Annotated in this window: 21 protein-coding genes; 7 read left to right on the top strand and 14 right to left on the bottom strand. The window is 62.3% G+C overall.

Annotated features, from left to right (window positions below; translation table 11 throughout):
- A partial coding sequence (locus tag U1708_RS00105) for a helicase-related protein (protein ID WP_332741522.1) occupies window positions 1-1,538 on the top strand: 1,538 nt, incomplete at its 5' end.
- A 225-nt stretch (window positions 1,539-1,763) separates the two neighbouring features.
- On the opposite strand, the gene U1708_RS00100 is transcribed toward U1708_RS00105, so the two are convergent.
- A complete protein-coding gene (locus U1708_RS00100; protein WP_332741521.1) occupies window positions 1,764-2,339 on the bottom strand; it encodes a TetR/AcrR family transcriptional regulator in 576 nt (191 codons plus the stop codon).
- Window positions 2,340-2,468: 129 nt separating this feature from the next.
- Between U1708_RS00100 and U1708_RS00095 the strand changes: the two genes are divergently transcribed.
- The 3 genes from U1708_RS00095 (at window position 2,469) to U1708_RS00085 (ending at window position 5,537) form a co-directional block, all read left to right on the top strand.
- The gene (locus tag U1708_RS00095; RefSeq protein ID WP_332741520.1) at window positions 2,469-3,167 is read left to right on the top strand and encodes a glutathione S-transferase family protein; all 699 of its coding nucleotides are present in this window, start codon (window positions 2,469-2,471) and stop codon (window positions 3,165-3,167) included.
- A 51-nt stretch (window positions 3,168-3,218) separates the two neighbouring features.
- Window positions 3,219-3,617 carry a VOC family protein gene (locus U1708_RS00090; protein ID WP_056679234.1) on the top strand — a complete coding sequence of 133 codons (399 nt, stop codon included), beginning with the start codon at window positions 3,219-3,221 and terminating at the stop codon, window positions 3,615-3,617.
- A 465-nt stretch (window positions 3,618-4,082) separates the two neighbouring features.
- Entirely contained in the window at window positions 4,083-5,537 is a 1,455-nt protein-coding gene (locus U1708_RS00085) for a hypothetical protein (RefSeq protein ID WP_332741519.1), read from the top strand.
- Window positions 5,538-5,940: 403 nt separating this feature from the next.
- Here U1708_RS00085 and U1708_RS00080 read toward each other — a convergent pair whose 3' ends face one another.
- The 6 genes from U1708_RS00080 to ubiM all read right to left on the bottom strand — a co-directional run bounded on the left by U1708_RS00080 (window position 5,941) and on the right by ubiM (window position 11,672).
- A complete protein-coding gene (locus U1708_RS00080) occupies window positions 5,941-6,357 on the bottom strand; it encodes a hypothetical protein (protein WP_332741518.1) in 417 nt (138 codons plus the stop codon).
- A 94-nt stretch (window positions 6,358-6,451) separates the two neighbouring features.
- The gene (locus U1708_RS00075; RefSeq protein ID WP_332741517.1) at window positions 6,452-7,006 is read right to left on the bottom strand and encodes a recombinase family protein; all 555 of its coding nucleotides are present in this window, start codon (window positions 7,004-7,006) and stop codon (window positions 6,452-6,454) included.
- Window positions 7,007-7,321: 315 nt separating this feature from the next.
- A complete protein-coding gene (locus U1708_RS00070) occupies window positions 7,322-7,861 on the bottom strand; it encodes a GNAT family N-acetyltransferase (RefSeq protein ID WP_332741516.1) in 540 nt (179 codons plus the stop codon).
- Window positions 7,862-7,921: 60 nt separating this feature from the next.
- Window positions 7,922-9,436, bottom strand: a complete 1,515-nt coding sequence (scpC, locus tag U1708_RS00065) for a succinyl-CoA:acetate CoA-transferase ScpC (RefSeq protein WP_332741515.1) — start codon at window positions 9,434-9,436, stop codon at window positions 7,922-7,924.
- A 158-nt stretch (window positions 9,437-9,594) separates the two neighbouring features.
- Complete coding sequence (locus U1708_RS00060; protein ID WP_332741514.1) at window positions 9,595-10,362, bottom strand: sterol desaturase family protein; 768 nt, start codon at window positions 10,360-10,362, stop codon at window positions 9,595-9,597.
- Window positions 10,363-10,499: 137 nt separating this feature from the next.
- Entirely contained in the window at window positions 10,500-11,672 is a 1,173-nt protein-coding gene (ubiM, locus tag U1708_RS00055; RefSeq protein ID WP_332741513.1) for a 5-demethoxyubiquinol-8 5-hydroxylase UbiM, read from the bottom strand.
- A 115-nt stretch (window positions 11,673-11,787) separates the two neighbouring features.
- Here ubiM and U1708_RS00050 point away from each other — a divergent pair, with 115 nt between their 5' ends.
- The gene (locus U1708_RS00050) at window positions 11,788-12,357 is read left to right on the top strand and encodes a hypothetical protein (RefSeq protein ID WP_332741511.1); all 570 of its coding nucleotides are present in this window, start codon (window positions 11,788-11,790) and stop codon (window positions 12,355-12,357) included.
- Between the two features lie 9 nt (window positions 12,358-12,366).
- On the opposite strand, the gene U1708_RS00045 is transcribed toward U1708_RS00050, so the two are convergent.
- Together U1708_RS00045 and hemN are read right to left on the bottom strand one after the other, a co-directional pair.
- Window positions 12,367-13,104 (bottom strand): Crp/Fnr family transcriptional regulator, encoded by a 738-nt coding sequence (locus U1708_RS00045; protein WP_332741510.1) that lies wholly within the window; start codon window positions 13,102-13,104, stop codon window positions 12,367-12,369.
- A gap of 51 nt (window positions 13,105-13,155) precedes the next feature.
- On the bottom strand, window positions 13,156-14,478 hold the full coding sequence (gene hemN / locus U1708_RS00040; RefSeq protein ID WP_332741509.1) for an oxygen-independent coproporphyrinogen III oxidase: 1,323 nt from the start codon (window positions 14,476-14,478) through the stop codon (window positions 13,156-13,158).
- A gap of 129 nt (window positions 14,479-14,607) precedes the next feature.
- Here hemN and U1708_RS00035 point away from each other — a divergent pair, with 129 nt between their 5' ends.
- A complete protein-coding gene (locus tag U1708_RS00035) occupies window positions 14,608-15,318 on the top strand; it encodes an OmpW/AlkL family protein (protein ID WP_332741508.1) in 711 nt (236 codons plus the stop codon).
- Window positions 15,319-15,432: 114 nt separating this feature from the next.
- On the opposite strand, the gene U1708_RS00030 is transcribed toward U1708_RS00035, so the two are convergent.
- From U1708_RS00030 to cyoA, 5 genes are read right to left on the bottom strand one after another with little or no spacing between them, the layout of a single operon-like run.
- Window positions 15,433-16,161: an SURF1 family protein gene (locus U1708_RS00030; protein WP_332741507.1), complete on the bottom strand. Its 729-nt coding sequence runs from the start codon at window positions 16,159-16,161 to the stop codon at window positions 15,433-15,435.
- A 14-nt stretch (window positions 16,162-16,175) separates the two neighbouring features.
- Window positions 16,176-16,559 carry a cytochrome o ubiquinol oxidase subunit IV gene (gene cyoD / locus U1708_RS00025; RefSeq protein ID WP_332741506.1) on the bottom strand — a complete coding sequence of 128 codons (384 nt, stop codon included), beginning with the start codon at window positions 16,557-16,559 and terminating at the stop codon, window positions 16,176-16,178.
- A complete protein-coding gene (cyoC, locus tag U1708_RS00020) occupies window positions 16,556-17,194 on the bottom strand; it encodes a cytochrome o ubiquinol oxidase subunit III (RefSeq protein ID WP_332741505.1) in 639 nt (212 codons plus the stop codon). The genes cyoD and cyoC overlap by 4 nt, the downstream gene beginning before the upstream one ends.
- Window position 17,195: 1 nt before the next feature.
- Window positions 17,196-19,193: a cytochrome o ubiquinol oxidase subunit I gene (gene cyoB, locus U1708_RS00015; RefSeq protein WP_332741504.1), complete on the bottom strand. Its 1,998-nt coding sequence runs from the start codon at window positions 19,191-19,193 to the stop codon at window positions 17,196-17,198.
- A 21-nt stretch (window positions 19,194-19,214) separates the two neighbouring features.
- Window positions 19,215-20,312 carry a ubiquinol oxidase subunit II gene (gene cyoA / locus U1708_RS00010; RefSeq protein WP_443029897.1) on the bottom strand — a complete coding sequence of 366 codons (1,098 nt, stop codon included), beginning with the start codon at window positions 20,310-20,312 and terminating at the stop codon, window positions 19,215-19,217.
- 244 nt (window positions 20,313-20,556) lie between these two features.
- Between cyoA and U1708_RS00005 the strand changes: the two genes are divergently transcribed.
- Window positions 20,557-21,909 (top strand): MFS transporter, encoded by a 1,353-nt coding sequence (locus U1708_RS00005; protein ID WP_332741502.1) that lies wholly within the window; start codon window positions 20,557-20,559, stop codon window positions 21,907-21,909.
- Window positions 21,910-22,467 lie beyond the last annotated feature (558 nt).

Here is a 22,467-nt window from a genome sequence, read left to right as displayed (position 1 = left end):
CGAAAACCATCCGCACCGCTCGCTCGCGGACTTCGGGCGCAAACTTGTTCGTCGTCTTGCTCGTCATGGCTCCACCTTCTCAGGAGTTGGAGCCTCCGACAAACCCGGGGCGGTTCATGTTCAGAAACGCGCGCGGACCGGCAAGTGGGTGTGCGGAATATCTTGCCAACGAACTGGGGCTCGATGCCGCGCAAGACGTTCTCGACGCGCTCCCCGAAGGCGATCCGTCAGCTATGTCCGAACGCCTTCGTCGGGCCCTCGCAGGCGGCGTCGCCTTTCACAATGGCGATTTGACAAGAGACGAGCGCGTGGCTGTCGAGAGAGGCTTTCGCGGCCACAACGGCAGCATCAAAGTCCTTGTGGCTACCAGCACCGTCGCGGCGGGGGTGAACACCCCGGCATCGACAGTCATCATCGCTGAAACCGATTTCCCGGGCCGAGTACGCACGCCTTACACGGTGGGGCAGTATAAAAACATGGCTGGACGTGCAGGCCGCCTCGGATTTGAGGCTGAGGGTAAATCAATCATTCTCGCCGATACGCCAATGGAGCGAAACCAGCTCTTCAGGCAGTATGTGCAGGGTCAGCCTGAAGCGATTACGTCCTCGTTTAATCCCAATCAGCCCGGCACTTGGGTAATACGTTTGCTCGCGCAGGTTCGCGACGTGCCGCGTGAGGCGGTCATAGATTTGGTAGCAAACACTTATGGAGGCTATCTCGCTGCGCTCCAGAATCCAGGCTGGCGGGTTCAGATGGGCGAAAATCTGGAGCGCCTCATCAACCGGATGATCGCGGATGGTTTGATTGACCAAGAGGGCGATAACCTGCGGCTTACGATGTTAGGCCGTGCCTGCGGTGAATCGCCGCTCAGTCTAGAATCCGCAATGCGACTCGTTGAGCTATTGCGCCGCATCGAGCCAGGCGATGCGACGCTCGAAAATCTTCTTGTTTTGATCGAGTGCCTTCCAGAGCGTGACGAAGATTACACGCCCCAAAGTGGTAAGAACGGGGAGCCCCGCTGGCAGCAAGAAGCGGGGGCGCGGTTCGGTTTCAACATTGCTCGCTCGTTGAGCCATCGAGCCGATAGCGATGTTGCCTTCTATGGACGCTGTAAGCGCGCGTTGATTGTAAGCGATTGGATCGCGGGTGAGCCGACGACCGATATCGAAGCTCGCTACTCATCAAATGCCTTTTCGCGCGTTGGGCACGGAGACATACGGGGATTTGCAGATGGCTCACGCTTTCTCTTGGACTCTGCGTTACGGATCGCGGCCATCGTTCTTGGCCGGGCAGACGATCCGGAAGCGGCGGCCCTGCTGCTAACCCGACTCGACCTTGGTCTCCCCGCTGATGCGCTTCCTATCTCCGCCGTTTCGTTCCCTCTTACACGCGGTGAAATTCTGTCGCTCTATCGAGCCGGGCATCGCGACAAAGATGCTATTCTGGCGCTGAATGCGGCCCAATTGACAGCCATCATCGGGCGGCGAGGTGATGCCTTTCACCGGGCACTTCAACCGGCGCTAGAAGGGGCTGCATGACCGCGGGAAGCGCAACAATTAGCAGCCCTATGAATGAACGGCAGGTCTCGGTATCGATGATGATGGCGGCGAAGGACCACATTTGGGACGCATTGCAGACCGGCTACTCCGCCGTTTTGAAGACCCAGAAACGGTCATTTAGCCTTCACCTCGCCAATCCCCATACCGGTCATTGGTTCATGTCTGTCGAGCGTGCAGCTACGAGATTTAGGACAGCACAAGGAGCTAGCTCGGGAGCGGCCCCGCCGCGCGGTAGCTTTCGATCAGAGCATCGAATACGGCGATGTCGGATCTGCTGCGGGCAATGATTTGCGCGCCGGCAACCGCCGCGTAGATTGCTCGCGCTCTTGCCTCGACGCTTTCAGGCAAGCCAATCGCTGCGGCGGCAAGCTGTTTACTGAGCCACGCCACGTTGACGTCAGCGAAAGCCTGTACCTGTTTCAGAACCGGCTCAGGCAGCTCGTCACGCTCGGTTGCCATGAAGCTGCTGAGGCACATCCGATTGTCACGCTCCAGCGACGCCCGAAAAATGCTCGGGTATCGCCGTAACGCGTCCCAGGCGTCCTTCGCGTCGGTGGATATCTTCTCGAGGTCGCGGGCAATATCCTCCTGATAGCGACGCGCTACCGCCTCACCGAGCAACGCCTTGTTGGTGAAGTAATAGTTGATGCTGGCGGCCTTGATGCCGACCTTCGCGGCGAGGTCGCGGAAGTTGATGCCGCCATAGCCGCGCGTCATCGCCGCCTCGCGTGCGGCCAGCAGGATGGCCTCCCGCGCATTCTCCTTCGTCGTTGCCGCCATAATCACGCCTCCACCTGTCATATGGCAGACAGGGGTTGACGGGGCAAGTTTTGCGTCACAGATGTAAACCTGTCATCTGACAGGCAGGTGATGTGATCGACAATATGATCGATGAAAGCGAGACCTCCAATGGCCGAAAAGCTGGCGCTCTATACCTCCCCCTCCGCTTTCCCCAATCCGCAGCGGCTGCGCATCTTCATGCACGAGAAAGGCATCGCCGACCGGTTTGCCAAGACGGTGTACGACATGTCGCCTGGGGGTGAGCAGCGCGGGTGGCAACACCTGAAGATGAACCCGTGGGGCGAGACGCCGACGCTGGTGCTGGCGGACGGGTCCTTTTTGAGCGAGACGTCGGCTATCGCGCGCTACCTCGACGACAGCTTCGAAGGCCGCAAGATCATGGGCCAGACGCCGATCGAGCGCGGCCTTGATCAGATGTGGGACAACCGGGTCTGGGTCCACATCCTCTATCCAATCGTCACCGCCTTCCACGTCCTGCACCAGGGCCTCGGGCCCAAGTTGGAGCTGACGCACAACCCCGCATGGGGTGAGCATTCGCGCAAGGTGGCGCTAGCGCATGCTGCACTGGTCGACCGGCATTTTGCTGACGGGCGGGCGTGGCTACTTGGCGGAGACCATCCAACTTTCTCAGACATCACGCTGGCCACCGCGATCGCGTTTTCCAAGTACCCGGTGAACGCCACCCCACTGGACGAGCGTTTCGAGCATATCGACGCGTTCTGGCGGCGGTGGCAGACCAGGCCGGCCTTCATGGCTGCCTACGCCGACGGGCAAAGCGGTGTTCCGGAACTGGATGACCGCCCGTAGCGTCCACTTCACCCGTATCTATAGAATAACGCCTTAAGCAGGAGAACAAGCATGCTGTTTCATACCATGGTCGGATCGAACGACATCGAACGATCGAAGAATTTTTACGATACGGTGCTCGGGACACTCGGCGTCGGTGAACCGATGCGAAATATCGCCGACAGCGGCCACACCCGGCTCATCTACAATAATGGCAACGGAACGAACTTCATCGTCAGCCAGCCGATAAACGATGAACCTGCGACCGTCGCGAACGGCAGTACCGTCGCCTTTTCATGCAACTCACCTGAGCAGGTGAAGCAGCTTCACGATGCCGCGGTTGCCAATGGCGGCACCTCGATCGAAGCCCCGCCTGGCCCACGCGAGACTGCGTCGATGGGGACGATCGAGCTCGCCTATTTTCGCGACCCCGATGGCAATAAGCTTTGTGGGATCCATTTCCCCAAGTGATATTCCCGCCGCACGTCAGGCTTAAAGGGCCGCCCGTTCTAGGATGTACGGGCGGCAGGCTCGACACGAAGGATGTGCGGTAGACGGTACCGCTTTGAAGACCCAGAACCGGACGTTCGAGGCAGCAAATGCACTCCCCGGAAGCGGCCGTTCGTTCAGCAACGACCTGCTCCACGATCGCTGACCGCTGGAGTTGTCAGCAAGGTCGCTCCAGCCCGAGAACCGCTTCACGATCCTGGCATGAAGGGTATCTTCGAAGCCCGCGCTGAACCGATTTTGTCCGCGGGCTCGGGCTTACTGACGACCTCATGCCGCTATCAGGCGTCTGGCATCATGTCCCACTTGGCGAGCCGGCAACCAGCGCCTCCGCCGACCACCAATGTCATCGCGGGCCGGCCAAGAGAGTAGCAGCCGGTCGAACTGCACCCCATATTGGGAGGGCCGCGATTGAGGAGAGGCATGCCGATGGCGATCGACGATTATCTGCGGCAGGAGCGCAAGCTGGCAGAGGCGCTCGGGCTGCGAACCTCGGCAGTGGAGCAGGCATTGAAGCTGACTCGTCCGCTCGGTGCCGAGCTCGGCATCCTGCGCGAGAAGGCGCTGCTGGGTCAGGCAATCGCCGCACCGCGCTCGGTTGCCGACGATATCGCGCGCGGCCAGAAAATACTGCTGGGCGACACGATCGGCAAAATTAAACGCGACCATCTTGGCGTCGGCGCGATCACGGACTTCCTCAGAGGCCAGGACGCCTTCAGCACTAAGGTGCTCATCGGGAACATCGGCGCAGCCAGCGCGGCGGGCGCGTTCGTCAAACAGCAGCGCCAGCTGGACAGAGCCGGCGAGCGCTTCGCCGACCTGGCTGGGACCAGCAGCCTTGTCAGAACTGCCGCCGGGGCGACGTTGCCAAACGTGATCCAGGAGGCGGTCCGCGCGCAGACAGCAGCGCGGGCCAGCCTCTGGGCGAGCAACATTGACGCCCATTCGAGCAAGGCGATGGCCGCGGCGCTGAATGTGTCGCGCGGGATCGACGGGCAACTCAACAGATTGACGCGCGCCGCAGCTGGCATCGTCCGCGTCGGCGAGCTCGCGCCGACGGTTTCGGGCAGGCGCGCGCTCGACCGCTACTCGGACGCGACCGCGCTCAAGCTGTCGGCGTTCGGTGGATCGCTCGACCTGTTCGGCCCGCGCGCGCTCGCCGGACAGGCGGCGTTCGACGCGCTGTTCGGCCGTTGGCACATGCGGAGCGACCTGCCGGCGGGCTTCTTCCGCGACCCGGCGGTGCGCGCACGGACCTATCGCGACGCCGAGGTGGATGCCGGGCTCGTTGACGCGTCCAGCGCCGAGGTGGTCGAACTGCTGGTCGAGAGCGGCGCGGTAGCGGGCGAGCGCACCGGCGGCCGCACCCGCGCGGTGGTCGAGATCGGGCCGCTCAGGATGACTGTCACCGCAGGCCGCGCGCGCCATGATGCTTATCGCGCGATCGACGGCTTCGAGGTGGCGCTCCGCGCCTTCGTAGCGACCAAGCTCGCGGCTGCGTGCGAGGCAGACGGCCAAGACCCGACCAAGTGGTTCACCACGTGGGTGCCCGGCAACATCGTCGGCGATGCGATGCGGGTTCGCCGAGACGCCTATAAAGCCGGCGAGCCGAAGCAGCCGCTGATCAACTTTACCAATTTGGGCGAGCTGATCACGATCATCACGAGCAATCGCAACTGGACTGCCGTGTTCGAGCCGGTGTTCGCCGATCGCGACGGCTTCAAGGTTGACCTTCAGCGGCTGACCGCTCACCGCCGTCCGGCGATGCACGCTCGGCCGATTGACGGCCCACGGCTCGTGGAAATCCTGCTGACGATACGGCGGCTGATCGCGTCGATGGAGGCGGACGGTAATTGGGACGCGGGCTGGGACGACGATATTTGAACGGCAGCGTGGCGGTGAAACGCGGGCGCTATCACCGCCCCGTAATTACGGGGCAATCTAGAAAGCGGCGGCATCGCTGAGCTGGAAATCGCCTTAGCAGCCGCCTGTGACCCAATCCCGGCCATTCAGGCGCCCCTTCCCGCTGCCCGAAACCTGCCGCTCGTTCATATGCGAACTGACCGCTTGAGCGAGCCCGGCGACCGGTCAGAACGCTTCATTTTGAGGACTTTCCTGCCAGTCAGCTTTCAGGATTGGAACGGTCAAAGCGCCGGTGCGGGGTGTCACAACCGTTCGAGGCTGTTGAAAAACGCTGAGGGTTGCGGATGGTAGAGGCCACTGCGCAACGGTTAAGGGGCAAACTAGGCCGTCAACGCCTCGTAGAAGTCCAGGAATGATTGCCTCGCTATCGGTGTTCGCCCAGTGTCCCCAAATACTTTCGAGGAGGTTCGCCATCGCCGATCCAAATAGCTGTCGCGCTAAAATACTCGAACGAATTATCTAGCGTTGGCCTCAAGTCCACCCGAGTGCCATTTAGCCTACGGTTCAGCGGATCGGTGATAATCGCGTTGGCGCCGCGTGCGCCTGCCATGACGCGCAACTGGCGTTCCAACACGCGGGGAAGAGTTTGACCGTCATCTTTAACAAAAACGGTATCAACCACACTAAAATGATCTTTCACATCAGCCGCACTTTGAAAGACCTTAACTTCTTCGGACTTAACACGAATTGGTCGTGTCAATGTGACACCCGGCGGGCCAATGCGCTCTACGGTGCACCCCGATAGGAAGATACCTGCCATGATTGTGAGCCGTACTTTCACGCTGCCCTCCCATATCTCCTGACCGTAGGATGCGGTCGGATCGGCATGTTGGCAACAGATGCCCGCTTCGCCGCTGAGTCATCTATACGAGCATCTACTCTGCTGGGGCGAGAGCTCGATAAAGCGTGGCATGATGACATTTGAGCAGCTTCGCCGCTTCGCGCACAGACGTACCTTCACCGACCAGGCGCATGCCTAACGCGATTTGGTCGCCGGTGAGTTTGGACGGTCGGCCGAAGCGCACACCTCGCGCCTTTGCCGCGACGCGCCCGGTACTGGTGCGCTGATAGATCAGCGCACGCTCGAACTCGGCGATGCCAGCGAACACAGTCAGCACCATCCGCCCCGCGGGGGACGTGGTATCCGCCCACGGTTCGGCGAGCGAGCGCAGACCTGCGCCCGCGTCGTTCAGCTTTTCGGTGATATCGAGCAGGTCTCTAGTCGATCGGGCGAGCCGATCGAGCCGCGTCACCACCACCACGTCGTCGTCGCGGATTTGGTCGAGCATCCGCGCCAGTTCGGGCCGGTCGCGCTTCGCGCCTGATACCTTTTCATCAAACGTGCGGCGACAGCCAGCTTCCTTTAACGCCGCGCGTTGAAGGGTGAGGTTTTGGTAGTCGGTCGAGACGCGGGCATAGCCGATCAGCATGTCGCGAATGTGCATCGAAACGCCGGAGTTTAGCAACCGACTTTCGCGACAGCCCGGCCCCTCGGAAAACTGTCACCGGCTCGGCCGTCGCGCAACTTAGGATATCAGCGACAAAATGAGTCAGCTACGCGATGCAATCGGGACCTATTAAGGATCGGTGAAGCTGCTCAGAAGCGACGGTTAGGCGTTTGGGCGATGGATGCCTGTTCTAAGGTCTGGAAGGTAGCGCTCGGGGGAGCCGATCTTCGCTCAAATTTAATCGTGCGTCGGTAAGCGTGAGCCTCCCGACATGTTACGCCGAACCGCTGCGATTTATTAGCTGCCCCGGAAGCTTTTCGAGGGGGGACGCAGCTGGCAGGTAACCCGGACCAGTGCCGGCTCGCCTTCTACCGGGAACTTCTCGAAGCCCATCTCCTGCTCCAGTGCGATGGCGCGCCGGTTTGCTCGGTCCTCCAGCGACTCAATCGAGGCGTAACCCAGTTGTCGGGCATGGGTGAGCAGATGCTCGAGGAGCGTCCATCCGATTCCTTGACCTTTCCAATCACTACGAACCGCGATCGCTGCCTCCGCACGTTCAAGCGCGGCGTCACCTGCGAGCATCGCCGTCGCGATCAACTCGCTATTGTCATCGAAGGCTACGAGGCTTTTGGTACGGTCATCGTTGGGTTGGGCCATGGCGACAAGCCTGTCGTGGCTAACCTGACGCACGCTCGTCAAAAAGCGGAAGCGCAGATCCTCGGGCGTTATGCGTGAAAAGAAGGTGGCAAGGATCTGCTCATCCTCGCTGCGAGCTTGTCGGACGTGCAGGCGCACGCCCTCGCGGGTTACGAGCAGTTGGGTGTCGATGATGGTCATGGCGATCTCCTTGCACCCTTCGATGATGCGCGTATTCGCGTGCGGGGGCATTGACCGCGGTCAAGCCGGCAGCATTGTTCCGGTTTCCATGAAACGGCGGTGCCAGGAGAGCGCCTCGCTCGGCAGCGAGGGGGCGTGGAGGCCATAGGCACCACCCTGCGCCCGTGCCGCATAGTCGACCAGCAGGGGACGGTAGCTGGGATGGGCGCAGCGATCGATCACGAGTTTAGCACGCTGACGCGGCGACAGGCCACGCAGGTCGGCCAGCCCCTGCTCGGTGACGATCACCTGCACGTCCTGCATGATGTGGTCGACATGTGCTGCCTGCGGCACGATCGCCGATATTTTGCCCCCTTTGGCCGTCGAGGGCGTCATGAAGATCGAGACATAGGCGTTGCGCGCAAAGTCTCCCGATCCGCCGATGCCGTTCTGGATACGCGACCCCATCACTAGTGTAGAATTGACGTTCCCGTATATGTCCGCCTCGATCAGGCCGTTCATCGCGATGCAGCCGAGGCGCCGGATCAGTTCGGGATGGTTGCTGATCTCTTGGGGGCGCAAGATCATACGGCCGCGGTAGCGGGCCAAGTCAGCGTTAAGCCGTGCTGCCGCTTGCGGACTGAGTGAGAAGGCGGTGGCAGACGCTATGCGCAGCTTCCCTGCGTCCAGCAGATCGAGCATGCCGTCCTGGATCACCTCGGTATAGGCCGTCATCGGCTCGAACGGAGCATCGACCAGGCCGGACAGCACCGCGTTTGCGATGTTGCCGACGCCAGACTGGATCGGCAGCAGCGAGGGCGGCAAGCGACCGCGCGACACCTCATGCGTCAGAAACTCGATGATATGTCCAGCGATGGCGCGCGCAGTGTCGTCGGGCCCAGCGAAAGGCAGGTTGCGGTCTGGCGCATCGGTTTCGACGATCGCGACGATCTTGTTGGGATCGCACGCAAGGTATGGCGTCCCGATGCGGTCGTCGGGGCGAACCAACGGGATCGGCACACGATCCGGTGGCAGGCGCGTCCCATAATAGATGTCGTGCATGCCCTCCAGCGCGGGATCCTGCCAACGATTGACCTCAAGAATGACGCGCTGCGCACGATCCAGCCAGGTCTTGTTGTTCCCGACCGATGAAGACGGGATGAGCGATCCGTCGGAGCGGATGCCGGTCACCTCGACGATGGCTGTGTCGAGCGGTCCAAGCACACCCTCCCACGCCATCGGCGCAACCTGGCTCAGGTGCATGTCGAGATAGTCGATCTCGCCGCGATTGATCTTCTCGCGGGCGACCGGGTCGGCGCTGTACGGCAGACGCTGCGCGATGCCGTCGACTGCCGCAAGCGCACCGTCAAGCTCCGGGCCTGTTGAAGCACCGGTCCACAGATTGACGCGGAAGGGTCGGCCTGCGGCTCGCTCTACCGCCATGCGCCGGGCTAGCGCCTGCGGCACCATCTTGGGATAGCCGGATCCCGTGAACCCACTGGCTGCCACCGTCTCGCCGGGACGGATCAGTGCTGCGGCCGTATCGGCATCGGTGATGCGGGAACGTAGCGCGGCGCACGCGATGCGATCGGTCATTGCTATCCTCGTGGTTCGACGATGGGCGAAGGATGTCCCGTCGATGCTTCTTACTCTTGCGGTGAAGTCGAGGGCGAGAGCGCTTCTCGGTGAGGCCTTGCGCATCTGCTCGAGTACGTCGGTGACATTCTCCAGCCGCGTGCCGCTAACCGGTAGCGCTAGCCGCGCCGGCGGTGCCGTCGCGGGTTGCCAGCGACAGCGGAGCGGGACCGGTTGGCGACCCAGGGATAACGCTGGGCCATCTCGTCGTCATAACCCAGATTGAAGACGGTTGCGCTCTTCTGCGGGTGCTTAGCGCGGTCGTAGAGCGTGCCGAACAGGCGGTCCCAGACGAAGTTGGTGATGCCGAAATTGCCGTGCTCGTCGTGAAAGTGATGCTCCATATGGCGTTTCTTCAACGTCGCCAGCCAGCGGTTGCGGGGTTTCCAGCCAAGATGCTGCACGCAGTGCGCAAACTCATAAAAGCACGTGCACAGCAGTCCCGTCGCGAACCCCGCCAAGGCTCCGCCCGTCCCACCGATCAGCCATCCCGGCAGCGCCGCCACCACCAGCAGAGTCGGCAGGGTCGTATGCAGGGCCCCGAACAGGATCTCCAACCGGTCCGGATCGATGTGATGGTCGTAATGGATGCGTTTCCACATGCCGGCCAGGGCGGGCACTTTGAACATCCAGCGGCTGTGCAGCACCCAGCGATGCAATACGTACCAGACGAGCGGGTACGCGACCATGACAAGGAGGGCGCTCGCAAGCGTCGGTGCAAGTGGGGCTGGCCAGCGGGCCGAAGCGGCTAAGCTAAGTCCTGCCAGCGCGAGATAGATGATAACCGCGTAATGCGAGAAATAGGCCACCACCAGCTCGCGCAGGTCCATGCGGCCGAGATGATGGGTGCGTTCCCAGAACCGTGGAGCATTCGACAGCTGCGTCATTCGTCGTCTTTCGTCCTGTTCAACGGTTGCGTGCCTGCCACAACCTCCGCCAGAACGGTTTGATCACCGTCAAAGAGTGGGTTTCAGCTGAACCGGCCGGTTGATGCCGAACGTGCCTGCACAAGCCCCTGCACGCCTCAGCGCTGCATCAACATCCGCGACACCCCTTTGCGCAATGGCGACATGTGCCCCGCCGCCCGCAACAAGACCGGTCTTGCGAGACGCGCCGGCAGATGGTCGTCGGTATATGCCCGCACGATAAATCCCGTCGCGGCAAACAGGGGGGCTGCGGCCAGCCGGTGCCCGGACTCATAGCGAAGCAGGAGCGAGGGTGCGCCGATGTCTCGACCTTGCGCAGCTCCGCGTGCAACCAGGCCGGCGAGCGAGACGGCGCTGCGCAACCCCAGGTTGAAGCCGTGTGCGGTCACCGGATGCATGCCCACCGCCGCATCGCCGATCAATGCCGCGCGAGTGGCCGCGAAATGCTCGCTCCATGTCGTGGCAAGCGGATAGACATGAGGTCGGCCCATCATCCGCATCGTGCCCAATCGCTCACCGGACCGCCGCGTCAGCTCGTCGGAGAGAGCAGCGGGACTGCGCGCCGCCAGCCGCGCGATCATATCCTCGGCCAACGTCAGGACAACAGACGATCGTCGCCCCGTCAGAGGGAGGAGCGCGATAGTCTGGCCGTGCCCGAACCACTCGGTGGCGACGCCGTGATGATCGCGATCATGCTCGACCTCAGCCAGCAGCATCGATCGACCGGGCCGGTTCACCCGCGCCGCGATCCCCAGCCGCGCTCGAACGTCGGAAAAGCGGGAGTCGGCAGCCACCAACAAGCGCCCCCGCAGCGTGCGGCCATCCTCGAGCGTCACTGACGCGCCTGCCCGCGCGGTGGAGATGGCGGCCATGCCCGTGCCCGCGAAAACCGCCAGTTCCGCCTGCCCGGCTGTCGCGGCAAACAGCGCGCGCCGAATATGGTGGTTTGCGACGAGCTTACCCAAATGGTCTTCGCGCAATCCTTCGGTGCCGAAGGGAAGCTCGAACGACGACGTGCCGTCGAGTACCGACGCGCTGCGCAGCGTCGATACAGCTGCGGGCGTGATCAATTCCCATGCGCCCAATGCGCGCAAGGTCTCGATCGACCGGTGCGTCAGGGCGATCTCACGGCCGTCGCAGCCCGGGTCGGCAAGTGCCGTTAGCGACTGCCGTTCGACCAGCGCAACGCTGAGGCCGGTGCCTGCCAAGCCCCTAACAAGGGCCAGTCCTGCGGGTCCGGCACCCACCACGATCACATCATATTCCATCATGCGTTCATAGGCGCCACAAACGCGAGCGCTTTGACGGCGGTCAATGCTCGACGGCCGATGTTGCTGCACATCGTCGTCCTTGCGCTGTGGGCATTGACCATAGGACGAGGAGCAGTTGACGATGAACCTTCAATGGTCTGGCGGTACAGTCGTGTCGCTCACGAGCCAGTCGAACGAAATACCGGAAGACGATATCCTGCGTCTCGTCGACGATCATCGTCATCTCGGCGAGCTATGCGATCTACTTGAATGCTGTGCTGACGAATTACCGACGCTTCCCCCCGCTCCGGTGGTGAAGAAGATATGCGACGCCCTGGCGGGACTCTACGATCAAGGCGGCGTCACCGCGTCCCCTTATCCCGACGTCACATCGTTATATGATGCGGCGGACCCGCTGGCGGCCGTTCTGATCGAACACGTCCGTGCCCGCCACCTTGCCGATGCCACCCACGCTGAGGATCTGGTGGACGCGTTGCGCGGCAGCCTGAACATGGCGGAGCGACTGTCGCCCAACATGCTCGGCTATATGCTGCGTTGCTTCTTCGATGGCTGCCGACAGGCAATGGATTGCGAGGAACTTGCCATCCTGGCGTTGGCCCGTCACCGGCTGACGCAGGCAGCCCGATCGGTGCTGATCGACAGCCTGCGCGGGCGCGCAAGCCGTAGGCGCTTCGTGTCGACATGACAGAGCGGTTCAGGCCGCCTCGGCACGAGCAGCAAGCGCGGCGCGATCGCTGATCGTCACCGCGCGGGCTCCGGGCAAGGCGATGATGCCGTCCGCCTTTAATTTTGTCAGTTGGCGGCTTACCGTTTCGATCGTCATGCCAAGTACGTCTGCGATCTGCCCGCGCGTCAGCGGAAGATCGAACGTCATCGGTCCTTCCGTGGTCGCCCGGCACCCTTTTTCGCCTGCGCGTACCGCCATGTCGATCAGAAAGCCGGCTACCTTCTCGGCCGCTGACTTGCGCGCCAAGACCAGAATACGTTCCCGCGCTTCGGTCAGAGAATCGAGCGTGCGTTGCAGCAGCAACCGTTCCATACGCTGATGATCGTCGAGCACTCGCTCGAAGGCAGGGCGCGGGAAAACGCATAGTTCAGCATCGGTCAGCGCGACGATGTCGAAGTCCGTTTCTCCGGCATAAGGCTTACCGAAGAAGTCTGCCGCGTACAGCAGCCCAACAATTTGCTCGCGCCCATCTGTGGTGGTGGCAACCAGCTTCAGCACGCCGTCCAGCAGATTGCCGCAGATCACAGCTTCATCCCCCGCCCAGGCCACGACCTGTCCACGCTTGACGTCGCGCCTCTGACTAAGGGCGTTGAGCGCTCTGAGTTCAGAATTGTCGAGGCTGCCGCACAATGAGCGGTCACGAACCGCACAGTCAGCGCATAGGTCGGTCAGGGCCATGAGCGCCCTATAGTCGCGATAACCCATCCTGTCGCCTGACGCGACGAGCCGCGCCGATCTTGCCGCCCGCTGGCGTCTTCAGATCGCATTGCTGAACCGCGCGCCATTTTCTACGCGGTGTACGTCGAGGGTAGCCGCAATTACGCGCGCATAGGGCCGCGCCTCGTCTGCCAACTCCAGTCGCGTGTTGCGCCACCCGATCAACCCGACATCTTCGAAGCGGCTCATGCGGGAGCGAATGCCCCCCAGTTCCGGAACATCGGCCAGATCCGCTGCTCCGCGGCACAGGATCGCCTCGATCGCACGCCCGCGGACGATGTCCTGAGCCGTCCGTCGTACGCCGCGTGTGGTCGCAAAGCGCGCGCCGTCGATCGCGGCATGCCAGCGTCCGGTATTTTTTTCGTTCTGGAGCAGCCGGTCGGGAAACTGCCCGATCGCACTGACCCCCAGGCCGAGCAGCACGTCAGCCTTGTCTTCGGTAAATCCCTGGAAGTTGCGGCGAAGCGTGCCGTTTGCAGCAGCACGCGCCAGCGCATCTTGCGGTCGGGCGAAATGATCAAAGCCAACGGGTTCGTAACCGGCCTCGCCCAGGCGGCGGTGCGCCAGCATCGCCTGGCCGAACCGCGCTGCCGCGTTCGGGAGCGCCCGTGCATCGATGCGGCGCTGGCGCGGGATCAGGTTCGGCACATGCGCGTAGCCGAAAACGGCCAATCTGTCGGGCGCGAGGGTCAGGGCAGTATCAAGCGTGGCTTGGAGCGTAGCGTCATCCTGGCCCGGCAGCCCGTACATGAGATCGAAGTTGATCGACTCTACGCCGGCCGCGCGAAGGAGGTCGGTAGTGCGGCGGATATCTGCTTCAGGTTGAACGCGGCCGATGGCGGCCTGCAGTTTCGGATCGAACGTCTGCACGCCCAGGCTCGCGCGGGTCACGCCTGTATCGGCCATCGCCGATGCCCAATCCGCCTCGAAGCCGCGCGGATCGAGTTCCACCGACAGCACAGCGTCTGCGCAGCGGAAGGCGGTGACAACATGATCGACCAACGCAACAAATGCCTTGGGAGACAGGGCATTGGGGCTACCGCCGCCAAAGGCAATCCGCCCTACCCTGCCCCGGCCGGCAAGCCTTGTCGCTACCGACGTGATCTCCTCGTGCAGGCGCGCCAGATAAGCGTCGAGCCGCGCGGTCCGGTTTGCCGCACCTGTGTTGCAGCCGCAGTACCAGCAGATCGCATGGCAATAGGGGATGTGCAGGTACAGGGAGATCGGCTCCTCGCCTGGAACTGCGTCAAGTGCTGCAGCCATGTCGTCATGGCCGACTGTGTCGTCGAACTCCGCGGCGGTAGGATAGCTGGTATAGCGCGGCACCGGCCGCGCCAGCAGATCAGGATAGAAGGTCCACATGACCACCGCGATGCGCGCAAATGCCTCGACGGACTTTGACCGCCGTCAAACACACGTTTGTCCGTGGTCAAGGCCGGGCGACAGCACCGCGCCTATTGAGACGCCAGATCGAAACAAAGGAGATCGGCGATGAACACGTTCAGGGGGATTGGAGGATTGCTGGCGCTTGCGGCCGCAGGTGCCGCGGCGCCGGCATTGGCGCAGACGGATGTACAGGCAACGCCGGAGGCCCGGCGGGTGGGAATCCAGGCCGGTGACGTTCTGCTGCGCGCGCGTGCAATCCTCGTCGCGCCCAACGAGCACTCCGGCAGCGTGCTGCCCGCCTTTCCCGGCGAGACCGTGAAGGTGAACAACAGCGCGATGCCCGAAGTCGACGTGACCTACATGGCGACGGACAATATCGGCTTCGAACTCATCGCCTCGACGACGAAGCACAAGGCGAGCGGTGAGCGGGGAACCACGGGCGGGATCGGTAAACTGGCCTCGACCTGGGTGTTGCCGCCCACATTGACCGCGCAATACCACTTCGCGCCAACGTCCCACATCCGCCCCTATGTCGGTGCCGGTATCAACTATACAGTCTTCTGGAACGAGAAGGCATCGGACGGCCTGGAAGCTGCCGTGGGGAATACCCGCGTCCACATGAAGGACAGCTTCGGCTGGGCTGCCCAGGCAGGTATCGACGTCGACATCACACCGAAGGTCTTCCTGAATCTCGACGTGAAGTATATCGACATCGACACCAAGGTCCGCCTCGATACCACTGCCGCAGGAACGCAGCGGGTCAAGCTCGGCCTCGATCCACTGGTGTTCGGCGTCGGTCTCGGCATCCGACTGTAAGCCGCTGTCCATCGTACTGGACATATGATCTGCGCCGCGCGGGGTCCGCGCGGCGTATTTGCGTTATGCGTCGTTAGGTACATCTCGGGCAGGGCCGTTTAACGGCAGGCCTTTTCAGCGCCGCGTGCGAAGCACCAATATCAGTCCTGTAAGCGACAGCATCGCCAAGCCAAACCACGTGATGCTGTAGACCAGATGGTTGTTGGGAAAGGAAACCACGGTCATGCCCCCGCGCGGCCAGCCGCCTGCGTTGGGCGCCGCGTCCGCATCGATGAAGTACGGAGCGGCGTGCCCCAACCCGCGCACCCGAACAATCGCATCGACATCGCGTGAGAACCAGCGATCTTGTGCCGGCTGATTGGAGCGCAGAAAGCCTCCTTTGGGTTCGCTCATCTTCAGCAAGCCAACAACACTCGCCTCGCCTTGCACAAGGCCGCTAAGACGCGTGGGCTGCTCTTTGCGTTCGGAGGGTACGAAACCCCGATTGACCAGTACCACGGCGCCGCCATCGCTTCGCAGGGGCGTCATCACCCAAAAGCCCGCACCATCCTCGGTCAGTGCCTGCACCAGCGTCTCGCGGTCATTAAGGAAACGCCCCCGGATCGTGACGTGTCGGTAGGCATCATGCTCGGGGCGGATCGCCGGCCACTGGGCTGGAGGTGGCGCGAGCACGGGCGGCGCGTCCACCCGCTTAGCCACTGCCTCGATCAGCGCCAGCTTCGAGGCGCGGCGCTCGACCTGCCAGACGCCGAGCCCGAGGAACAATGCCGTCGCAAGAAGGCTGACGGCCGCAAGCGCCCGGCGCTTGGCCTTGTTTAACGGGGCACCGCCGGTCGCCTGCACCCCGGCACGCGCCCTCAACGCACTGGGCCATCCATGCCGGGCATCGGCATCATGTTCGTGTTGAGGTGGTACATCACCCAGATCGATCCCCCGATCGTGAGGACGACGATCACCGCCGTGAAGAGGAAGGCCAGCAGGCTCCAGCCGCCTTCGGATCGTGTGTCGAGATGCAGGAAGCAGACGACATGCACGACGATCTGGATCATCGCCATCGCGAAGATGAGCGCCGCGGTGGTCGTGGCATCATGTAGGGCGCCCGACATGACGAGCCAGAACGGCACGATGGTCAGCAGGATGGAGAGGATGGTCCCGATCCTGTATCCCTTGCGGCTGCCATGGTCGTGCGTGTCGCCATGGCTGTGGAGCGCGGTGTCTCCCTCGATCGAAGCGCGGCTCACCGGATTACTCCATACAGATAGACGAAGGTGAAGACACCGATCCAGATGATATCGAGGAAGTGCCAGAACATCGACAGGCACATCAGCCGGCGCCTCATCGGCTGGCTGAGGCCGTGCTGGCTGATCTGGACGAGCATGGTGACGATCCAGATCAGCCCGACCGTGACGTGCGCACCGTGCGTGCCCACAAGCGTGAAGAACGCCGACAGGAAGGCGCTGCGCTGCGGCCCTGCCCCTTCGGCTATGAGGTGAGCAAACTCGTAGAATTCGACACCAACGAAGGCCGCGCCGAGCAGTCCGGTGACCGCGAGCCAGAACCGAGTCGGGCCGACACGGCCGGCTTCCATGTGCGGCATTGCCTGGCCAAAGGTGATCGACGAGGCGAGCAGGAATGCGGTGTTGAGCGCGACCAGCTTGAGGTCGAAGATCTCGCGCGGAACCGGCCCCCCGGCGTAGCCGGTGCTCACCACACCGTACATCGCAAACAGGGAGGCAAAGATGAGCGCGTCGCTCATCAGGTAGATCCAGAAGCCGAGAAGGGTCGCGCCACTGCCGCTATGGTCGTGGTCCCCCTCTTCAGCAAGGTGCCAGGTCGTTGGCAGGGCGTTGCCGTGCTCGAGAGCGTGGTCGGTCATGTCAGATCCCCTCGGCAAGCGGCACGCGCTGGCTCTCTGTCCGCGCGACTTCGTCGGCGGGGATGAAATAGTCGCGCTTGAGGTTGAACGTGTGCCCGACGGCAACGACGATCAGACCAGCGAAGCAGAGCGCGGCCAGCCACCAGATGTACCAGACCATGGCAAAGCCAAGGCCCAGCGCCAGACCGGACAGGATCACGCCGGTCCCCGTGTTGCGCGGCATGTGCACCGGACGGAAACCGCCCGCCGGGCGCTCGTAGCCGCGGCTCTTCATGTCGTACCAGGCATCCAGGTCATGGACCACGGGCGTGAACGCAAAGTTGTAAGCAGGCGGCGGTGAGGTCGTCGACCATTCGAGCGTGCGACCGCCCCAGGGATCGCCGGTCGTGTCGGCAAGTTCGTGGCGCTTCACGAAGCCCATGATGATGCTCATAACAAAGCCGAGGATGCCGACCAGAATGACCACCGCACCGATCGCGGCGACGACGAAATAGGGTTGCAGCGAGGGATCATCGAAATGGTTGACCCGGCGTGCGGTGCCCATGAGTCCGACGACGTAGATCGGCGTCCACGCGATCCAGTAGCCGGCAACCCAGCCCCAGAACGCCACCTTGCCCCAGAACTCGTCGAGCTTGAAGCCGAAGGCCTTGGGGAACCAGTAGACCATGCCGGCGAATAGCCCGAACACCACGCCGCCAATGATCGTGTTATGGAAATGGGCAACAAGGAACAGCGAGTTGTGGAGCACGAAGTCGGCCGGCGGAATAGCGAGCAGTACACCCGTCATGCCACCGACCACGAAGGTCAGCATGAAAGCGACCACCCACATCATCGGCAGTTCGAAGCGAATGTCGCCCCGGTACATGGTGAACAGCCAGTTGAAGATCTTGGCGCCGGTCGGGATCGCGATCACCATCGTCGCGATGCCGAAGAAGCTGTTGACGCTCGGCCCTGCGCCCATCGTGAAGAAATGGTGGAGCCAGACGAGGTAGGACAGGATGGTGATGACCACCGTCGCATAAACCATCGACGAATAGCCGAAGAGCGGCTTGCCTGAAAAGGTCGCGGTGATCTCCGAATAGATGCCGAACGCGGGCAGGACGAGGACGTAGACCTCCGGGTGGCCCCAGATCCAGACCATGTTCCAGTACATCATCGGCGCACCGCCGAGCTCGTTGGTGAAGAAGTTTGTACCGACGTAGCGGTCGAGCATCAGCAGGAAGAATGCCGCGGTCAGCGCCGGAAAGATCGCGATGGCCAGAACATTGGAGCACAGGGCAGTCCAGCAGAAGACCGGCATCTTCATCATGGTCATGCCGGGCGCACGCATCTTGATGATCGTGGCGACCATGTTGATCGCCGACAGCGTGGTGCCGACCCCTGCGATCTGGAGCGACCATAGATAATAATCGACCCCGGTGTCCGGGCTGTAGGCGAGTTCGGAAAGCGGCGCATAGCCAAGCCAGCCGGTGCGGGCGAACTCGCCAACGAACAGCGAGATCATGGTCAGTACGGCGCCTGCCGCAGTTAGCCAGAAACTGAGGTTGTTGAGGAAAGGAAAGGCGACATCGCGCGCGCCGATTTGCAGCGGCATGACGAAGTTGACGATACCGACCACGAGCGGGATCGCCACAAAGAAGATCATGATCGTCCCGTGGGCGGTAAAGATCTGATCGTAATGGTGCGGTGGCAGGTAGCCAGGGTTCGACCCGAACGCGACCGCCTGCTGCGCGCGCATCATCAGCGCGTCGGAGAACCCGCGCAGCAGCATGACGATCGCCAGGATGATGTACATGACGCCGACCTTCTTGTGGTCGACGCTCGTGAACCATTCCTTCCACAGATAGCCCCAAAGCCGGTAGCGCGTCACCGCACCGACGATGCCGAGGCCGAGCAACACCACGACGACAAAGGTGCCGAACAAGATGGGCTCGTGGAGAGGGAAGGATTCCCAGGTGAGACGTCCAAAGATCGTCTTGAGAAGGCTGTTATCGGTCATGATAATCCCGAATGGCTAAGATCAGGCCCGCGCAGCGCGCGAGGCGCCGGAGGCGGGAATGGCATCGATGGCGGACATGTCACGGTTACGCTGGTCGCCGGGCTTTTGTGGCCCAGGAGCGCCAGGCTTGGCCGGCTTGGTGACGTTGGGTCCCGTGCCCTTGTCCTCCGGCGCCTTCTGCAGCGCAGGAGTAGGCTTGCTGCGGTTACCGGGCGCAGTATTGCGGCCTGCTGGCATGCCGCTGCCGATCCGCCCATCGGCGGGGTCGCCGCCACCGCGGGCCATGTCGTGGCGCATCACATCAACCATGCACGTCTTGCCGGGTTGAACACAGCCGTTCACCGCCCGGCCGAACAGCCCCGGCGTAACCGACGGGAAGTGCATCACCGGTACCTTCTGGCTAGGCTTTTCCAGAGCGACGTAGCTGGCAGGCACGAGCGGGCTCTGCTTACTACTCTTAACCTCGGCTACCCACCGATTGAAGTCGGCAGGCGCTAGCCCACGCAGCTTGAAGCGCATGTCGGAATAGCCGCTGCCCGTGTAATTGCCGGAGTAGCCCCAGCTCTCGCCAGGCTTGTTCAGAACAGCATTCAGCTGCGACTTCATGCCCGGCATGGCATAGATCATGCCCGCCATCGTGGGTGCGTAGAAGGTGTTGAACTGGCTCGTCGAGGTGATCGAGAAGCGGATGGGTACGTCTACCGGCAGCGCCAGCTCGTTGATGGTGGCGATCCCCAGCTCGGGGTAGATGAACAGCCATTTCCAGTCGAGCGCGACGACCTGCACTTCCAGTGTCTTGGTGTTTGGCGGCACCGGCCGGCCAGCCGAAAGCCTGTCCAACGGTCGAAAGGGGTCGAGCAAGTGCGTGCTGGTCCAGGTGACTGCACTGAGCGCGACGATGATCAGCAGCGGGATCGACCAGATCGCCAACTCCAGCGTGGTCGAGTGATCGAAGGTCGGGTCGTAGGTCTTGTTGGGATTGCCGCGACGGTACCGCCACGCAAACCATATTGTCATCACCATGACCGGCACGACCACCAGTAGCATGACCCCGGTCGAGAAGAGAATGAGGTCCCGTTGCTGGACGGCGATATCGCCGGTGGGGTTCATGACGACCATGTCGCACCCGCCGAGCAACATCGGCAGAAGGGCGAATGGTAGGCGTACAGCCCGTCGGGCGATGGATGATCCTGCTCTGCGCATGCGTAGGCGATAGCCTGGGCTAGCGTGCCCGCATTTGACCACGGTCAAAGTCTTGTCGATTGCGTGGCGGTAAGGTGACCCATCATCAGCCTGGATTCGGCGCGGCGTGCCCTACGATGGGCCGGCGTTCCGAAAAGGGCCGGAATAGAGGATAGACGGGATGGCAGCCACGACCCTGGATCCGGGCAACTCGACCGCGCTGGAGCGAGACGCCCGGCTCATCAATGCGCGCGACCACCGGATCAAACCCGGTGAAATCGCCGTTGGCGTGATCATCGGGCGGTCGTCGGAATTCTTCGACTTCTTCGTGTATGCGATTGCCTCGGTGCTGGTGTTTCCCTCGCTGGTGTTTCCTTACCTCGATGCGCTCACCGGCACGCTGTACTCGTTTGCGATTTTCGGGCTGGCGTTCGTTGCACGCCCATTCGGCGCGTTGCTGTTCATGCGGGTGGATCGCAAACACGGTCGCGGGGTCAAGCTGACCGTCGCGATGTTCCTGCTCGGCGGGTCAACGGCGGCCATGGCCTTTCTGCCCAGCTATGCGCAGCTTGGAAGCGGTGCCGCGGTGCTCCTTGCGCTCTTCCGCGTCGGCCAGGGATTTGCGCTCGGTGGCACGTGGGACGGCCTTCCCTCCCTGCTGTCGCTCAACGCACCGCCGAAACGCCGTGGCTGGTTCGCGATGATCCCCCAGTTGGGCGCTCCGATCGGCCTGTTCGTAGCTACCGCTGTCTTCGCGTTCCTCCTGACCGCCCTGAAGACGTCCGACTTCCTCGAATGGGGCTGGCGCTATCCCTTCTTCGTGGCCTTCGTGATCAACGTTGTCGCGCTGTTCGCCCGGTTGCGCCTGATCTCGACGCCAGCATTTGAAAAGCTGTTCGAAAGCCGGGAGCTACAGCCCTCGTCGCTCTCCGAACTTTTTCGTGACCATGGCAGGGTCGTCCTGCTGGGTGCCTTTGCACCGCTCGCCAGCTTCGCACTGTTTCACCTTGTCACCGTCTTTCCGCTTTCCTGGTTCGTACTCAAGTCTGGTGAGCCGCCAGCGCGCTTCCTCACGATCGAGTTGGTCGGGGCGGCCGTCGGGCTTGTAGCCGTCGCACTCTCGGGCATTCTCGCCGACCGCATCGGGCGTCGTACGCTGCTTGGCGTCTCGGCGGTGCTGATCGGTGCGTTCAGCCTTTTCGCGCCGCGGCTGCTCGACCAGGGGGCGGGTGGCGAATGGAGCTATATGATCCTGGGTTTTGTCCTTCTCGGTCTGTCGTTCGGCCAGTCTTCAGGAGTGCTGAACGACCGCTTCTCGCCTCGACACCGCTATACCGGTGCTGGGACAACCGCGACTGCGGCCTGGTTTATTGGTGCAGGCTTTGCGCCACTCGCAGCGCTGCTGCTCGCCAGCAACTTCGGCCTTATGGCGGTCGGAGGCTACCTTCTGTCCGGAGCACTGTGCACGCTCGCGGCGCTGGCATTCAGTCGTAATAGGTCTGGATCAGCGTTGAAGCGGGGCTCCCTCAAATAATCTGAATGCTGTTAGAAGATATTCAGAAATTTATCGGCGCGGATCCACAGTAGTATCCACGTGAGCGTCGCGGCGTTGCAGTTATTCGCCAGGCTTGGCGGGATGAATCAGCGTGTGGCGATCATCGGGATGGACTGTATCGGGGCCAATCAGTTCGCTGTCGACTATGGGATGGCAACGGGTCTGGCAGAAAGCATCGGCGCGCGAAACGAAATGCTAAGCTAAAAGGTCTTCTCAGACCTTTTAGCTTAGCGCGACGGTTTCCGGAAGCCTCTGAGATTCCCGTTTTGGTCTTTTTCGGGAAGTCGGGGTCTGTCGCAAAAGCAGCGACATTCGAGACATTCAAAAATCAGGACATATGCGACCCCCGCAGGCTTCGCCATTCCCGGCACGTCGGCATGGTGTTAGGGTGTCTCATATGGAGGCGTATCAAAATCGGTTCGAGACCGTTGAAAAAGGCCTGCGCGAAATCGGCGTGGCGGATGTTTGGTGACGCCGGACACCGGAGGATGCGCCGCGTATCAGGCCGGCGCGGCCTGCCGGGCCAGCAGCTGAAGG

The organism is Sphingomonas arabinosi, assembly GCF_036663715.1.
Lineage (GTDB): Bacteria > Pseudomonadota > Alphaproteobacteria > Sphingomonadales > Sphingomonadaceae > Sphingomonas.
Note: the sequence above shows the minus strand (reverse complement) of the source record. Positions and strands in the feature narration are given on the sequence as shown.

What these genes read in the sequence shown, in the direction of transcription:
- U1708_RS00100 (WP_332741521.1), bottom strand. Translation starts at nt 2,339, where the DNA reads ATGGCGGCAACGACGAAGGAGAATGCGCGGGAGGCCATCCTGCTGGCC.
- U1708_RS00095 (WP_332741520.1), top strand. Translation starts at nt 2,469, where the DNA reads ATGGCCGAAAAGCTGGCGCTCTATACCTCCCCCTCCGCTTTCCCCAAT.
- U1708_RS00090 (WP_056679234.1), top strand. Translation starts at nt 3,219, where the DNA reads ATGCTGTTTCATACCATGGTCGGATCGAACGACATCGAACGATCGAAG.
- U1708_RS00085 (WP_332741519.1), top strand. Translation starts at nt 4,083, where the DNA reads ATGGCGATCGACGATTATCTGCGGCAGGAGCGCAAGCTGGCAGAGGCG.
- U1708_RS00075 (WP_332741517.1), bottom strand. Translation starts at nt 7,006, where the DNA reads ATGCTGATCGGCTATGCCCGCGTCTCGACCGACTACCAAAACCTCACC.
- U1708_RS00070 (WP_332741516.1), bottom strand. Translation starts at nt 7,861, where the DNA reads ATGACCATCATCGACACCCAACTGCTCGTAACCCGCGAGGGCGTGCGC.
- scpC (WP_332741515.1), bottom strand. Translation starts at nt 9,436, where the DNA reads ATGACCGATCGCATCGCGTGCGCCGCGCTACGTTCCCGCATCACCGAT.
- U1708_RS00060 (WP_332741514.1), bottom strand. Translation starts at nt 10,362, where the DNA reads ATGACGCAGCTGTCGAATGCTCCACGGTTCTGGGAACGCACCCATCAT.
- ubiM (WP_332741513.1), bottom strand. Translation starts at nt 11,672, where the DNA reads ATGATGGAATATGATGTGATCGTGGTGGGTGCCGGACCCGCAGGACTG.
- U1708_RS00045 (WP_332741510.1), bottom strand. Translation starts at nt 13,104, where the DNA reads ATGGGTTATCGCGACTATAGGGCGCTCATGGCCCTGACCGACCTATGC.
- hemN (WP_332741509.1), bottom strand. Translation starts at nt 14,478, where the DNA reads ATGTGGACCTTCTATCCTGATCTGCTGGCGCGGCCGGTGCCGCGCTAT.
- U1708_RS00035 (WP_332741508.1), top strand. Translation starts at nt 14,608, where the DNA reads ATGAACACGTTCAGGGGGATTGGAGGATTGCTGGCGCTTGCGGCCGCA.
- cyoC (WP_332741505.1), bottom strand. Translation starts at nt 17,194, where the DNA reads ATGACCGACCACGCTCTCGAGCACGGCAACGCCCTGCCAACGACCTGG.
- cyoB (WP_332741504.1), bottom strand. Translation starts at nt 19,193, where the DNA reads ATGACCGATAACAGCCTTCTCAAGACGATCTTTGGACGTCTCACCTGG.
- cyoA (WP_443029897.1), bottom strand. Translation starts at nt 20,312, where the DNA reads ATGGTCGTCATGAACCCCACCGGCGATATCGCCGTCCAGCAACGGGAC.
- U1708_RS00005 (WP_332741502.1), top strand. Translation starts at nt 20,557, where the DNA reads ATGGCAGCCACGACCCTGGATCCGGGCAACTCGACCGCGCTGGAGCGA.